Origin of the sequence: Hungatella sp. SL.1.14 (genome assembly GCF_024460495.1) — a bacterium.
Classification (GTDB): domain Bacteria; phylum Bacillota; class Clostridia; order Lachnospirales; family Lachnospiraceae; genus Hungatella; species Hungatella hathewayi.
Window position 1 is genome coordinate 132,037 of the sequence record NZ_JANFYJ010000002.1, and the last position, 15,188, is coordinate 147,224.

Genomic DNA, 15,188 nt, shown 5'->3' on the forward strand with positions numbered 1-15,188 from the left:
AAGGGCTTCTGCTGAAGCAGCTGCGCTCCGGCGTGGAAGTCCGGCTCACCGTACTCTTTCTTCTGTATAGGCAATTGTTCGGCGGTTCAGTCAATTCCCCCCATACAGTTTTTTCGCCTTCAGAATATCCAGTGCGATTTCTCCCGCTTTGGCACCGGTCGCCCCGTCTTTTCCGCTGATATGGACCGCAAAGGAATAAGGACCGTGAACAGATTCCACGAAGCCGATGAACCAGCCGTTCGTATTCTTGCCGTCTACAGTGCCGGTGCCTGTTTTTCCATAAAGCGACGACGTGCCGTCGGAGGAGAGAAAGAGAGCATTCTGAACCGTTTCCATGCCGTTGTCTGAGAAGGGCAGTGTATGTCCGGATAAGCCGGCCAGCAGCTTTACCTGTTCCAACGGAGATATTTTTAAGGAGGATTCCAGCCAGAAACGGGAAGGCCCTCCTGAAAAGTCCATATTTCCATAGGAAAGACTGGTGAGAACCTGTCGGGTGGAGTCCCATCCGCGGCGGCGGTCCAGATCCATAAAATACCAGTTGACAGAATTTGCCATGGCTGAGTTCAGGTTCTGGTCTCTGTTCCAGGATTCGAAAGGATAAGTTTCTCCATTCCAGTCCATGGCAGAGTCCGTCCCTGTGATAATGCCTGCGTCGAGAGCCATCAGGGCGCTGTAGATCTTGTAGGTAGAGTTCGGGGATACCCGCGTGCGTGCGTCCTCCTCGTTGGATATAAGATACCGGTTTTCTGAAGCGTCATACAGGACGAAACTGCCGTCAAGCTGTCCAAAATATTCACTTAAATCTTCCTGATCCGTCCGGGGCAGCGCTTCGGTGTAACGGTCTGAGGCACAGGCGAGGGCGGAGACGGACGGCGTGGTACAGAGAACCAGCGCGGCGGTGAGGAGATACAGCATACGGCTCTTTATCCGTTTACCTCCGGATTCCCGGCGGTATGAGGCAATGAATGAAATCCGTTTGCGTATCTCTTTTCTGCTGCCGCCGATGCCTGCTGTCTGCCCGAAGGTCAGATGAGACAGGCGCGCCGCAAAATGGAGCAGGGCGGTTCCGTAATCGACGGAGGCATTTTCCCCGAGAAGCGACAAAACTGCTGTGTCGCAGGCGATTTCCCTGTCGCTTACCATCTCCTTCAGGGCCAGCCAGACCATGGGATGGAACCAGTAAAAAATCAGGAGAATACGGAAAAAAGCGCCGCATATCAGATCCTTATGCTTATAATGATGAAGCTCGTGGAGCAGAATACAGCGTATCTCGTTTTCTGACAGACCGGAGAGCTGGGAATCGGGAAGCAGCACACACGGGGCTGCAGTCCCCGCCGTAACCGGAGAGTGAAGCAGGGGAGAAAAACGCAGGGGAACCTTCCTTCGGATTCTCAGCTGCCTGATGCAGTCTGCATATAGATTCCGCAGCACATCGTCCTGAACGGGAAGCGAGTTCCTTTTTAAATGATTTACACGGATTGCGGAAATCAGAGTAAGAACTGTGAGGATGGCTGTTCCTCCACCCCACAGGCAGATAAGAGCGGCTGCCCAAAAACCAGGTATCTCCCGGCTTACGGAAATGGAAAAATCGTTCAGTATTCCTGATGCCGTGAAACTGTTTCCGGCAGTGCCCAAAGCGCCGGTCTGTCCCGGATCCCCGGCAGCAGGGAATCGTAAACCAATCAGCCGGTCAGCCAGCCTGGCGGCCCCTGGAAATACCGCTGCCAGGAAAGGCGCTGCGGCCAGAAACAGGAGAAGAAACCATAATCGGTAACGGATTTCCGCCGTCAGGTGCCGATAAAATACGTTTCGAATAAAAAGAATGATACCGCCGGAAACTGCGATGGCGGCACTGCTTTGCAGCAGATAAAGAAGCAGAGATTCTGCCATCTACTGTTCTCCTTCCCCGTCATGTAATAACAGGCTGCGGAGTTCCTCCAGCTCTTCCTGGGAAATCCGCTCGTCCTTCATATAATTTGCCACCAGTGAGGTCAGATTGCCATTAAAGAAGCGTTTGAGAAAATGCTCGCTTTCCTGGTTAAGATAGTCTTCCTTAACGACCAGTGGGGTGTATACAAAGACCCGGCTTTTCTTTTCGTATGTAATGGCTCCTTTTTGTACGAGGCGTTTTAACAGAGTCTGGATCGTCTTGGGACTCCAGTCAGTGGCCTGTAAAAGGATGTCCGTCACCTCGTTAGTATTTATGGGAGCTTTGCTCCAGATTACCTTCATAACTTCATATTCGGCTTCTGATATCTGCGGCAGCCTGCTCATGATACCCTCCCTGTTCTTACAACTGTAATACAAATATTATACGTGAGCAAAAGGCGGATGTAAAGGGGGTGGAATTAAGTTTTCAGCAGAGTTTTCTCATTTGACGGATCCGGCAGGACCATGATATACTAGGGACAGTCAGTGAGTGAAAAACAGGGGCGGCTGTTTCGCGGCATGGTCCCGGCCGGTGATGTCCGGCGAATTATACTAGATGTGCGAGGTAAGACAACATGGTCCAAAACAGGGGAATTAACCAGGACGTGACACAGGAGATGAACCGTTCTCTCCTTTTGAAAAACTTAAGAAGAGAAGGTATGTGTTCCAGGGCGTATCTGGCCTCCTTAACAGGGCTGAAACAGGCGACTGTGACCAACATTATGAAGGATTTCCTAAACTGGGGGATCGTTACGGAGGTAGGCTTCTTAAACGGAAGCAAGGGCCGCCGTTCGATCGGCGTATCCATCAGTCAGGATCGTTACCGGGTCATCGGCGTGCGCCTTGCGAGAAAACATTACAGCGTCGGCCTGTTCGATTTGACAGGGACGCAGATCACGAAGAAGCGGGTGGATTTTAATCCGGAAGAGCAGCCGGATGCGGAAGATATTCTGAATCAGATTGCGGCAGAGATGCGCGCCCTGATGAAGAAATATGGAAAGGATACCATACTGGCGGCCGGTATGGCTGTGCCAGGACCATTTATAGCCAAGAAAAACAGGATTGCTCTGATTACGGGAGCTGATATCTGGAAAGACGTGGATTTAAAGAAATTCTTTGACCGGGAACTGGATATCCCTGTATTTCTGGAGCACAACGCCAATGCGGGCGCTTACGCCCATATGTGGGATTTAAAGGATGCCTACCGCGATGACATTCTGGTCTATATCGCAGCCGGTCAGGGCATTGGCGCCGGAATTGTGATGGATGGAAAGATCTATAAGGGCGCTCTGGGAACCTCCGGTGAGATTGGCCATATGACCATTGACCGGAACGGCCGGCCGTGCGCCTGTGGCAATAAAGGCTGTCTGGAGCGGTATGCCTCCTCCCTGGAACTGGTGAAGGCCGTATACGGTGATCAGGCCGGCCGGTCAGGGTGCAATTTTGAAGATGTAGAACGGCGGATTCGTGAGGGTGATAATTTTTGCATCGACTGCTATCGGCGTGCCTGCGAGAGTCTTGGAATTGGAATTATCAATATTGTCAATGTGATTAATCCTGATATCATCATCATCGGTGACGATATGGCGAGGCCGGATCCGGAACTGATGGAGTCTGTGGTGCGTGAAACTGTGCGGGAAGGCGTTCTGGACGACGTGTGGGAGGGACTCACGCTGTCCATCAGCACCTACCAGGGCGATCCGATCCTGACGGGAGCGGCGATAGTAGCCATTGACCGGATTTTCGACAGTCCGGGTCAGTTTATTAAAGAGAGTGAAGATTGAGAGTAAATGAAGAACGCTGTCCAGCCGGGTGGGAGATAACTGCCGGCTGGACAGCGTTTTTATATCTTTGTTCTGAAAGTCTACGGAGCGTGGATTGTTCCCGTAGACTTTATCAGGTACAATAGGGTTCGAGGTGATAAAGATGAATACAGAACGTAAAAAACAGCTGATCATGGAATACAAAAACCGCCATCCGGAGATGGGTGTAATCTCTCTTAAGTGCAAAGCTACCGGTGAGGCGTTTCTGGGAATATCGGGAGATACGAGAACGGCATTTAACAGTGTCTGTGCCAGATTATCAGGCTCGTCCCATCCGAACCGGCATTTGCAGGAACTGTGGAATGAGTATGGGGAAGAGGGATTCGAGCAGACGGTTATGAGGGTTTTAAAGTATGAGGATCCGGGTGAGGATCATACAGAAGAACTGGAGCTGCTTCGGGAGGAGTGCCTGGAGGAAGATGAGAGAGCTGTGAAGATCTGGAAATAAAAGAACTGGTACAAGAGCCGGTTGTTGTTTAGAAGAGACCCTAAACTGCGGGGTCTCTTTTGTTGTATGACGGGCATGCTCGTGTTCTGTGGTGAAAGTCCACTTAGGCGTAGCTACCAACAAACTTGTAAGCGACTCTTAAGGTTTGCATTGTGAAGTGCAGGCGAGAAGAAGAGATAGCGAAATCGTAGCCCTACGGACAGAGACCTGATAATAAGACGTTTATGGTGGGTAAGCTGATTTGCTAAGACAGGACTTATCAGCTGTCTTGATTATTACAATGAGCGTCATGTTTTGAAGTTATGTTGAACCGCCGTATGCCGAATGGCATGTACGATGGTGTGAGAGGGGAGAGAAAATCTCCCCTACTCGATTGGCCCGGAATCTCCGGCCCGTGAGTTTGAGGTTGAGTATTTTCTGAGAAACGTTTATGATGGTGTAGTAGGGGGAAACAGAAAAAATTGGAGGAGGTATGATATCAAATGTATCGTTTATTAATCGTAGATGATGAACGGGCAACCCTGAATGGACTGTGCAATTATATTCCATGGGATCAAATGGGGTTCATCGTGGAGGGAAGCGCGGCCAATGGAAAGGCTGCTCTTGCATATCTGGAGAATCATACGGTGGACGTGCTTTTATCCGATATCCGCATGCCGGTGATGGATGGCATAGAACTGGTCGCAAGGGTCCGGGAGCTGGGGTATGACATGGAATGTGTGTTTTTAAGCGCACACAGAGATTTTGAGTATGCGAAGAAGGGGTTGCAGTACGGGGTCCTGGATTATATTTTAAAACCAACCAAATTTGGAGATATCAGGGAAGTGTTCGGGCATGTCAGGGAAAAGCTGGATGAAAAGCGGAAGCGTGAAGAGTTCCGGGAAGAGAATATGGGAAAGGATGTGATCTCCCTGGTTAAGAAGTATGTGGAGTCCCATGTCCGCACCGCCAGCTTAGAGGATGCCGCGGATTACGTCAATATGAATGCCCAATATTTAAGCAGGCTGTATAAGAAAAAAAGCGGACAGAACTTCTCCGATTACGTCATGGAGGTGAAGATGAAGGAGTCTCAGCGGCTTCTTGGGGACTCCCGTTATCGGATCAGGGAGGTTAGCGAGATGGTTGGATATACCAATGAAAAAAACTTTGCCCGCGCGTTCCATCTGTTCTGTCAAATGAGTCCCAGAGAGTACCGCGACAGTCAGAACGGCAGTCAGGCGAATGGAGGAAAAAATCATGAGGCAGAGATTTTATAAGCATAAATACTTTTACAATATGCTGATCAAATTTCTTCTCCCGGTTCTCCTTTCCATCACAGTGGTCGGCGGAGTGGGAACGGCTGTGGGATATTCTTATTTAAAAACCGAGCTGGACCAGACGAACCAGAAGCTTCTGCAGTCTACCCTGTACAGTACGGAGCTGATGTTAAGTGAACTGGATTCCCTGATACTGGCCTTTGATATTAACCCGGGGATTATCAATAAATGCTATCACGTATTGAATACAGAGTACCTCGGCTACCGGGAGCATCAGGATTTAACTACCATAGAAACGTTTATCAATGCCCCGGTCAATGCCAGGCAGTATATAGACAGTATTTATATCTATTATCCCAATCCCTATAACCGGTTTATCCGATCTAACAACAGAGGGGGCATGCTGGGAATCGGGATAGACGAGGGATGGTTTGAAAGCTATCAGGTGCATAAGAATAAAGATAAGACCTGGAGCGAACGCCGCAGGCTGGGTACCACAGGCCGGGATTTAATTACCGTATACCAGATGATGGATTACGATGGCGTGGTCATTCTCAATCTGGATGCTCGGTATATGAAAGAACTGCTGGACTCCGCAAAGGTTTTTTCCAATCAGTCAGTCTTTATCTGCGGCCAGAGCGGAGATATCCTCCTTCAGACAGGCCCTGTCAGTCTGGAGGAAGCACATGGAAAGGATTCTGTTGTCTATAGCATGGATTCAGAACGGTATCAGTGGTCTTACCAGTCGGCCATTCCCAAGATTGAATTTTACAGGCTTCCGCTTCTGATTGTCAGATACACCTTTGTATGTATTTTGCTGGTTACATTTTTAGGTATTCTTCTGGCTTATGCGGCCACCCGCCTCAGCTATCGTAATTTTGAGACGCTTCAGGAACTGATGGAGGCGGCCAGAGAAGGCAAGGATATTCACGAATATGAAGTAAAAGAGTCCTCTGACTATTTCGCTTACATCACCAGACAGATGATACAGAATTTCATCGAGCAGGATTTCTTAAGGGTCCAGTTATCGGAGCGGAAATACAAACTCCGCGCTACGGAGTTACTGGCGATGCAGTCACAGATGAATCCTCATTTTCTGTATAATACGCTGGAAACCGTCAACTGGAAGATCATGGAACAGACGGGGAAGCGCACGGCGGCCAATGATATGCTGGAAGATCTGTCCGAGATTCTGGTTTATTCGCTGGATGAAAGAGAGCAGGCCACCCTGGAGCAGGAGATTCATGTAACGGAATGCTATATCAAGATCTTAAAGGAGCGGTATGGAGAATTATTTCTGGTGGAATGGAGCTATGAAGAGGATGTGCTTGCAATTCCCGTCGTAAAGTTTGTCCTTCAGCCGCTTTTAGAGAATGCGGTGAATCATGGGATCAGGGAAAAAGAAGGCGGAACAGGCAGAATACGGATAAAGATATTTGTGAAGGGGGAAAAACTGCATATTCATGTGGTGGACAATGGAGCCGGTATAGAGAAAGAAAAGCTTACCCGTCTGCGAAAAGGGCTGGAAGAGGGCCGGCTGGGTGACAGCCATATCGGAATATTCAATACGAATAAAAGGCTGCAGCTTGCATATGGAGAAAGCTGCCAGATGAAGATTACCAGCAGAAAGGGCGAAGGTACTGTGGTTATGCTGGTGATACCAATGTCAAGAAATGAGGTAGAAACAGCAAAGAATGATACGTTCTCTTTAAATTAGTCAATCGATGATGTAGTTATCTCGACTTGGACAGGTTGTATAAAAAAAGAGATTTATTTATACTTTTCTTATGAACATTTCCAAGATGAAACGCTAATGAAAAGGAGGAAAAGGAATGAAACGATGGGGGAAACGGGTTACAGCGTTATGTCTGACAGCCGGAATGGTGATGCTTACCGGATGCAGTGCGGCACAGCCGGAAAAGGCCGCAGATACGACGACGGCGGCGGCAACGGGGGATACGGCAGCGCCAGCCACAGAGAAAGGGGCGGCTGAAAACACGGACGCAGCAGGGCAGGAGGTGTCTTTCCGGTATGAATGGTGGGGAGGCAGCGCTACCCATGAGGCCTATACGAATCTTCAGGCAGCTTATAAGGAGCTCCATCCGGAGGTCACGATCGAGCCGGAGTATTCCGCCTTTGACGGATACCAAGAGAAGGTAGTTACCCAGTTAGCCGGCGGCACGGTGGCGGATTTATTCCATATCGATGCGCCCTGGATGATGGAGTGGGTCGGCAGAGGAGATTACTTTACAGACCTTTACCAGCAGGATATTCTGGATTACAGCAGCATCGGTAAAGAACTCCTGGACCAGTACTGTGTTTTTGACGGGAAGCTGCTGGCTGTTCCCATGGGGGTTCAGTGTTCCGGTATGCTGCTGAATACGGTGGCTGCTGAAAAATACGGATTAAAGATAGATCATCAGCTGACATGGGAAGAGATCATTGAACTGGGAAAAGAGCTTCATGAGAAGGATCCCGACGCCTATTTCTTTTCCGCAGACCATGGACATGTGCTGAATGCTTTGCTGGCGATGATAAAGCAGCGGACCGGCGGTCAGGTGATCAATGATGACTTTACGATTGCATTTACCAAAGAAGATTTACTGTATGTGTATAATCTTATCAAACAGGCCTATGAATCGGGTGTTTTCGAGCCTATGGGGGAGGCGGATCTCTATTACGGTTCTTCCACACCTAATCCTAAGTGGATCAATGGGGAGGAGATTGCCTGCCTGGTGTGGAACAGTGAGTTTACCAAGGTCGATGATTTGCTGGAGGGAAAGGATGAGGCGACTATGATCCTCTGGCCAACCATAGGCGAAGGGGCAAAGCAGGGGTCTTCCCAGATTCGTCCCACCTATCTGGTCGGATTGAGCAATTCTTCTAAGGTACCGGATACTGCGCTGACGTATTTAAACTGGCAGCTTAATGATCCGGAAGCGGCTAAGATTCTCGGGTCTGTCCGTGCAGTCCCAACCACGGAGGCTCAGCAAAAAGCAGCTGTGGAAAATGGAGTGCTGAGACAGCCGGTTATCGATGCTCTGGATGAAGCTTACGGCAATGTCCAGGCCAGGGACAACGGTCCGTCGCAAAACAGTGAGTTAAGAGATACCCTTACCGACGAATTCTCCAAGGTTGCCTATGGGATGGCGACTCCGGAAGAAGCGGTAGAGTCGACTTTTACTGCTCTGGAAGAGGTTCTGCAGAGAATTAAAAAGTAAAGAAGAAGCTGCCGCACGGAAGAATACAAACCGTGCGGCAGCGGCTTTACCGGCGAAAGGAGAATTGCAATGGGCAAAAAAATAAAAAGCTTAAGCCGTATTGAGGGGCTTATTTACATATCGCCATGGCTCATAGGCTTTCTGGCGCTTCAGCTCTATCCGTTTCTGGCATCACTATACTATTCCTTCACGGATTATGCCATGGTGGGGAATCCCAATTGGGTCGGATTGGAGAACTTTATAACTATTTTTAAGAAGGACAGAGAAATCTGGCATTCTCTAAAGATTACACTCATTTACGTTGCCATAGCGGTTCCACTAAAGCTGGCGTTTGCGCTGTTTATCGCCATGCTGCTGAATCTGCGGGTAAAGGGCATTGGCATCTTCCGTACGGTATATTATCTGCCGTCGATCCTGGGAGGCAGTGTGGCAATCGCTGTACTGTGGCGCTTCCTGTTCTCGGGAAACGGTACCATCAATACCATGCTTTCCTGGTTCGGCATCAAACCGGTGGGCTGGCTCAGTAACCCCAGGATCGCACTGTTTACGCTGAGTCTGCTGGCAGTCTGGCAGTTCGGGTCTTCTATGGTGGTATTTTTATCCGCACTTAAAAATGTGCCTGCCGAGCTTTATGAATCGGCCAGAGTGGACGGAGCAGGCAGCGTCAGGTGCTTCTGGTCTGTCACGATCCCACTGATTACCCCTACGATCCTTTTTAATCTGGTTATGCAGCTGGTCTCCGCATTTCAGGAGTTTACGGGAGCGTTTGTCATCACTAACGGCGGCCCCATGAAGTCCACATATCTTTATATTTTGAAGGTGTATGATGAAGCTTTTAAGTATTACAAAATGGGGTATGCCTGCGCCTTGTCATGGATTCTGTTTGTGATTATGATCACAGTTACCCTGGTGATTTTCAAATCATCCAACTTATGGGTATTTTACAACGATGGAGGTGGCGCCAGATGAAAAAGAAAATAAGGCGGGGCGTGATGTATCTGTTTCTTATAACTGTGGGAATCGTCCTCATTTATCCGCTGGTATGGATGTTCTTTGCCACATTTAAAACGAATGCTGAAATCTTCGGCTCCTCCGCTCTTCTGCCTGCCCATATAAGTCTGAATGCCTATATCGAGGGCTGGAAGTCGGGCGGAGGCGTATACAGCATGGGACATTTTATGAAAAATACGTTCCTGCTGGTTGTCCCCAGCGTGCTGCTGACCGTCATATCCAGCACTTTGGTAGGATATGGATTTGCCAGATTTGATTTCCCATTCAAGGGATTTTTGTTTGCCATGATGCTGTCGACCCTGATGCTTCCTGGTACTGTGACCATGATTCCCAAATATCTTATTTTCAATAAGATGGGCTGGCTCAATACCTACCTGCCTTTTATCATACCCGCAGCCCTGGGAAGCTCGGCATTTTTAATCTATATGGTACTGCAGTTTATACGGGGAATTCCAACGGAACTGGATGAGTCGGCAAAGCTGGATGGCTGCGGTTCTTTGCGAATCCTGATCTATTTAATCGTGCCGCTGGCAAAGCCGGCGCTGGTATCCTGTGTGATTTTCCAGTCACTATGGAGCTGGAATGATTATTTCAATCCCCTTATATACATCAACAGTACGAAGAAGTTTCCGATTTCCCTGGGGCTCCGGCTGATGCTGGACAGTGCCGGAAAGAATGCCTGGGATCAGATCATGGCCATGTCGGTCGTGGCGATTCTTCCCTGCCTGATCCTGTTTGCCGTCGCGCAGAAAACATTTGTGGAAGGCGTGTCCACGGCTGGACTGAAGGGGTAGCGAAGAAGACATGTTAAGGAGCGGAGCGATGGAGTGTAAGTTCAATCAACAGGAATTAGAGAAGATCAGAGAATGGGTATACGGCCATAAAGAGGAATTAAAAGAAGATTTAAGACGGCTGGTGGCTGTCCCAAGTGTCTCCGAACCGGACAGCGGTGAGAAACCGTATGGGAAGGAATGCAAAAAGGTATTGGAGGAAATGATGGCGATCGCTGCCTCATACGGCCTTACAGCGAACAATTATGAATACCACTTTGCCGGCATGGGACTGCGCCCTTACGTCTATGGGGAAAATGCGATCTCTGTCTGGAACCATCTGGACGTAGTGGCGGCGGGAGACGGCTGGACCTTCCCTGCCTATGAGATGAGCGAGAAAGACGGTTTCCTGATCGGAAGAGGAATCCAGGACAATAAGGGACCGGCCGCCGGCGCACTGTACGCGCTGCGGTATCTGAAGGAAGAAGAGGAGCGCCTGGGACTCCGTCATAATTTTGTACTCTTTACAGGCTGCAGCGAAGAGCGGGGCATGGAGGATATGGAGTACTTTATGAGCCATTACAAAATGGATGGCTTTCAGCTGGTGGCAGACTGTGCCTTTCCGCTGGGACATGGGGAAAAGGGGATTTTAAATCTTACTTATGAAAAACAGCTGGAGCCGGACAGCCTGATACTGGGGCTGTCCGCCGGCAGCAGTGTGAATTCCATTCCGGGAGAAGCACACATCCGGCTCAAAAAGGTTCCCGGGCTTATGGAGGCCCTGCAGCATGTGGGAAAGAATGGGATCACCGTGGAGGAAGAACCGGAGAGTCTGAAGGTGGAGGCGCTTGGAATTGGGGGCCATGTCGGATTTCCGGAAGGAAGCGTCCATGCGCTGTATGTCCTGACGGAAGCGCTGCAGGATCTGGAATTCTTTCAGGAAGAAGACAGAAGGCTGTTTCAGTTTCTGTGCAGGATGAACGGTGATTTCCATGGAAAAGGTGCTGGAATCGCATGTGAGGATGAGCTTTCCGGAGCACTTTGCGGAGCGCTGAACATAGCGCGGTATCAAGAGGAAGGATCGAAAAAGTACGTATGGATGCAGTCGGATCACCGTTATCCGATTACCGGGGCTGCGGGGGCAGAGATTGGAGAGCGGCTGGTGCGTCTGGCCAGTCTTTACGGCTGTAAGGCTGTCATAAAAAAGGATGAGAAGCCCTATTATCTGGACCCGGAGAGCGATACGGTGAAAACGGTGATGAGCGCTTACCGCGCGGTAACAGGAAAGGACAGCAGGCCGTTTACCATGAGTGGGGGAACCTATGCCAGAAAACTGCCAAACGCCGTATCGTATGGCATGTCATTGGAAAAGAAGAGAATTTATCAGGATCCGAAAAGACCAGGCGCATCGGGCGACTGTCACCAGCCTGACGAGTCTCTGGACTTTTCCCAGCTTTTGGAGGCTGTTGTCATTTATATTGCCACCCTGCTTGCACTGGATTAAAGAAAATCCCACGCATTGATTCGGGGATAATCAGGAGGAATTGTGATGAATAAGAGAGAACGTGTATTAGCGGCACTGAATAACGAGGAAGTGGACTATGTTCCGGGCTGTTTCTGGCGGCATTTCCCGCCGGAACAGAGCCATGGAGAGATTTTTATCAGAGAGCAGATCAAGTTTTACAGGGATATGGATCTGGACTTCTTAAAAATATCCTGTGACGGATATTTTGGCTGGCCGGAAAAGACGCTTATAAACCTGGAGAGCGCCAGACAGCTTTACGAGATGAAGCCGATCGGAAAGGATCACCCCTTTATACGGGAGCAGGTCGAGCGGGCGAAAGCCATTGTCAGGGAATTAAAGGGAGAATGCTGTATTTTTTACACCATGTTCTGTCCGCTGTCTTATCTGCGGCTGGAGGTGGGCTGGGATAAAATGATGGAATGCATGAGAGAAGATCCGGATGCGGTCCGCTACGCCTGTGATATCATAGCGGAGGATGTCTGCAGCCTGGTGGAGGGATTACTGGAGGAGGCCGGATGCGACGGCGTATTCTATAGTGTTCAGAACGCAGAGATCACCAGATTCACCTATGATGAGTACCGCAGCTGGGTAACGCCAAGCGACAAAAAAGTGCTGGCGCAGGCCAATACTCCCGGGCATTATACGATTCTCCACTGCTGTGGCTGGGACGCGGATGAGGCGGGAACCACCAACCGGATGGAGGTATGGAAGGATTATGAGTCGGCTTTAGTCAGCTGGGCCATGTATGTAGACCATCTGGATCCGGTACAGATCCGGGAATTCTTCGGAGGAAGAGCGGCGTGGGGCGGTTTTGACAACCGCAGATGCGGAGTGCTCTACAAGGGGGACAAAGAGGCGATAGAGGAAGAGACCAGACGGATCATCGCGCTGGGCGGCAGAAAAGGTTTTATATTGGGGCCGGACTGCAGCCTGCCGGACGATATCGATCCGGAACATATCAAATGGGTGCTGGAAACAGCAAGGAGGTGTATCTGATGTATCAGGCAAACGAAAATCGTTACGGACAGATGAAGTATTTTCACTGCGGGAGCAGCGGGCTTAAGCTGCCGGCCGTATCACTGGGATTGTGGCATAATTTTGGAAGCAGGGATAATTTTGACAATATGAAGGCAATGTGTTACACTGCATTTGACCATGGAATTACCCATTTTGATCTGGCCAATAATTACGGTCCCGTGTATGGAAGCGCGGAAGAAAATTTCGGCAGAATCATGGAGCAGGAGCTGCATCCGTACCGGGATGAGCTGGTAATCAGCACAAAAGCCGGGTACGATATGTGGCCGGGGCCGTATGGGGATGGAGGAAGCAGAAAATACCTGATCTCCAGCCTGGATGCCAGCCTGAAACGGATGAAGCTGGACTATGTGGATATTTTCTACCATCACCGCATGGACCCTGATACGCCTCTCGTGGAAACCATGATGGCGCTGGATCAAATCGTCAGGAGCGGAAAAGCTCTGTATGCGGGCATTTCCAATTACGATCAGGAGCATACGAAAGAGGCAATGGCGATACTGGCAGATTTAAAGTGTCCGTTTATCATCAATCAGAGCAGCTACAATATATTCGACCGCCACATCGAGACAGACGGATTAAAGACGTATGCAAAAACTCACGGCTGCGGCATTATCGCCTTCAGCCCTCTGGCCCAGGGGATGCTGACTGAGAAGTATCTTCATGGAATCCCTGAGGACAGCCGGATCAGACGAGACGGACGTTTCTTAAAGGAGAGTGCGCTGACTGAAAAGCGGTTGTCCCAGATCCGTGCTCTTCATGAAATAGCGGAAGGAAGAGGGCAAAAGCTTGTCCAGATGGCACTGTCCTGGGTATTAAGAGACGGTGACGTGACGAGCGTGTTAATCGGTGCTTCGAGGCCGGAGCAGATTGTGGAGAATATAAAAATAATCGACAGGACAGAATTTTCAAAGGAGGAGTTGGAGGCAATTGAAGAAATCTGTAAATGAGAGAGTAAAAGAGGCCATGAAGGAGCAGGGCGTTGACCTGCTCCTCATAACGCCATCCTCAGATATGGTTTATCTGTTGGGAAAATGCATGATGTCGGATGAGCGTCTGAATGTTTACGTGGTGCCGGCGGAAGGGAGAAACTTCCTGTTTGTCAACGACGTATACGGACAGGAGGTGGCCGGATGGGGCATTCCGGAAACAGAAGTGGTTACGTGGAAGGACGGCGAAAATGCGGTCTCCTTACTTCTGGAGCAGCTGGAGAAAAAGAGGCTTCCTTACGGGAAAATAGGTATCGGCGCATCAATGCCGGCTGGATTCCTGGTTCCGCTGCAGGAAGCATTTGCCCGAACACGCTTTGTCCTCCATCGTGAGATCCTGGGCCGGATGAGACGATATAAAAATGAACAGGAACAGAGCCTCATGGAGGAAGCCTGCAGCAGATGCACGGAAGCGTTAAAGGCGGTTATGAAGGCCGGCAGCGGCTGGATTGGTAAAACGGAGGGAGCGTTTGCCGATGCCCTTTGCAGGGAGATGGAGCAGCGGGGGATATCAGAGGCAGGGGCCCTTGTCTGTGCGGGAGCCCATGCGGCGGTGCCTCATTATACGGGAAAAGATGGCATCATTTCAGCAGATGCGTGTCTTCTGGTGGATTTCGGAGGCAAATACAGGGGATACTGTTCAGATATGTCGAGAACCTTTTATTTCTGCGGAGAGAACGATAAGAGACGGGAGTTCGAGGCCGTGTATGGAATCGTGCTGGCGGCGCTGGAGGCCGGACAGGGGGCGGCCGTCCTGGGCGGACGGATGGAGGATGTTGACAACGCGGCGAGACGTGTGATCGCTGAAGCCGGCTACGGGGAGTATTTCACCCACAGGACAGGGCACGGGATCGGAATCGATACCCACGAGGAACCGTGCGCTGCTTCCGGCGATAAAAGTGTGATCGTGCCCGGACTCGCGTTCTCCGTGGAACCGGGCATCTACCTGCCTGGAAAATTTGGGATCCGAATCGAGGACCAGATATTTATGACGGTGGATGGCGCCAAAGTTCTCCATGACTATCCACGGAATGAGTGGATGGTGTGCGGGTGACGGGCGGTGTTTTGCAATAAGGTGCGATATGGGCAGTATTTATAAATACAATGTTACATTCAAAAAGAGTTGCTTTTTGTATGTACATTTGTTATAGTAAGTTATTATAACAAAGCGAGGACTTATA

13 protein-coding genes are annotated in these 15,188 nt (G+C 49.9%); 11 read left to right on the forward strand and 2 right to left on the reverse strand.

The features are described from left to right. Nucleotides 1-90: 90 nt before the first annotated feature. Together NE473_RS02865 and NE473_RS02870 are read right to left on the reverse strand one after the other, a co-directional pair. The gene (locus NE473_RS02865) at nucleotides 91-1,890 is read right to left on the reverse strand and encodes a BlaR1 family beta-lactam sensor/signal transducer (RefSeq protein WP_055650301.1); all 1,800 of its coding nucleotides are present in this window, start codon (nucleotides 1,888-1,890) and stop codon (nucleotides 91-93) included. After that, complete coding sequence (locus tag NE473_RS02870; RefSeq protein WP_055650300.1) at nucleotides 1,891-2,274, reverse strand: BlaI/MecI/CopY family transcriptional regulator; 384 nt, start codon at nucleotides 2,272-2,274, stop codon at nucleotides 1,891-1,893. A 230-nt stretch (nucleotides 2,275-2,504) separates the two neighbouring features. On the opposite strand from NE473_RS02870, the gene NE473_RS02875 reads away from it, so the two are divergent. From NE473_RS02875 to NE473_RS02925, 11 genes are all read left to right on the forward strand, one after another. Next, a complete protein-coding gene (locus NE473_RS02875; RefSeq protein WP_055650299.1) occupies nucleotides 2,505-3,713 on the forward strand; it encodes an ROK family protein in 1,209 nt (402 codons plus the stop codon). Between the two features lie 142 nt (nucleotides 3,714-3,855). Further along, nucleotides 3,856-4,200, forward strand: coding sequence for a GIY-YIG nuclease family protein (locus tag NE473_RS02880; RefSeq protein WP_022033021.1), 345 nt, complete (start codon nucleotides 3,856-3,858; stop codon nucleotides 4,198-4,200). A 482-nt stretch (nucleotides 4,201-4,682) separates the two neighbouring features. Further along, entirely contained in the window at nucleotides 4,683-5,456 is a 774-nt protein-coding gene (locus tag NE473_RS02885; RefSeq protein WP_055650298.1) for a response regulator transcription factor, read from the forward strand. Beyond that, the gene (locus tag NE473_RS02890) at nucleotides 5,437-7,173 is read left to right on the forward strand and encodes a sensor histidine kinase (protein ID WP_055650297.1); all 1,737 of its coding nucleotides are present in this window, start codon (nucleotides 5,437-5,439) and stop codon (nucleotides 7,171-7,173) included. The genes NE473_RS02885 and NE473_RS02890 overlap by 20 nt, the downstream gene beginning before the upstream one ends. Nucleotides 7,174-7,288: 115 nt before the next feature. After that, on the forward strand, nucleotides 7,289-8,677 hold the full coding sequence (locus tag NE473_RS02895) for an ABC transporter substrate-binding protein (RefSeq protein WP_002603234.1): 1,389 nt from the start codon (nucleotides 7,289-7,291) through the stop codon (nucleotides 8,675-8,677). A 69-nt stretch (nucleotides 8,678-8,746) separates the two neighbouring features. Further along, the gene (locus NE473_RS02900) at nucleotides 8,747-9,646 is read left to right on the forward strand and encodes a carbohydrate ABC transporter permease (protein ID WP_002603235.1); all 900 of its coding nucleotides are present in this window, start codon (nucleotides 8,747-8,749) and stop codon (nucleotides 9,644-9,646) included. Continuing rightward, nucleotides 9,643-10,482 (forward strand): carbohydrate ABC transporter permease, encoded by an 840-nt coding sequence (locus tag NE473_RS02905; protein WP_055650296.1) that lies wholly within the window; start codon nucleotides 9,643-9,645, stop codon nucleotides 10,480-10,482. Before NE473_RS02900 ends, NE473_RS02905 begins: the two co-directional genes overlap by 4 nt. A 28-nt stretch (nucleotides 10,483-10,510) precedes the next feature. Beyond that, a complete protein-coding gene (locus NE473_RS02910) occupies nucleotides 10,511-11,962 on the forward strand; it encodes a Sapep family Mn(2+)-dependent dipeptidase (RefSeq protein ID WP_055650295.1) in 1,452 nt (483 codons plus the stop codon). A gap of 45 nt (nucleotides 11,963-12,007) precedes the next feature. Next, nucleotides 12,008-12,979 carry a uroporphyrinogen decarboxylase family protein gene (locus tag NE473_RS02915; protein WP_002603238.1) on the forward strand — a complete coding sequence of 324 codons (972 nt, stop codon included), beginning with the start codon at nucleotides 12,008-12,010 and terminating at the stop codon, nucleotides 12,977-12,979. Then, the gene (gene mgrA, locus NE473_RS02920; RefSeq protein ID WP_278320653.1) at nucleotides 12,979-13,968 is read left to right on the forward strand and encodes an L-glyceraldehyde 3-phosphate reductase; all 990 of its coding nucleotides are present in this window, start codon (nucleotides 12,979-12,981) and stop codon (nucleotides 13,966-13,968) included. The genes NE473_RS02915 and mgrA overlap by 1 nt, the downstream gene beginning before the upstream one ends. After that, on the forward strand, nucleotides 13,949-15,061 hold the full coding sequence (locus tag NE473_RS02925; RefSeq protein WP_055650294.1) for a M24 family metallopeptidase: 1,113 nt from the start codon (nucleotides 13,949-13,951) through the stop codon (nucleotides 15,059-15,061). Before mgrA ends, NE473_RS02925 begins: the two co-directional genes overlap by 20 nt. Nucleotides 15,062-15,188: the final 127 nt, after the last annotated feature.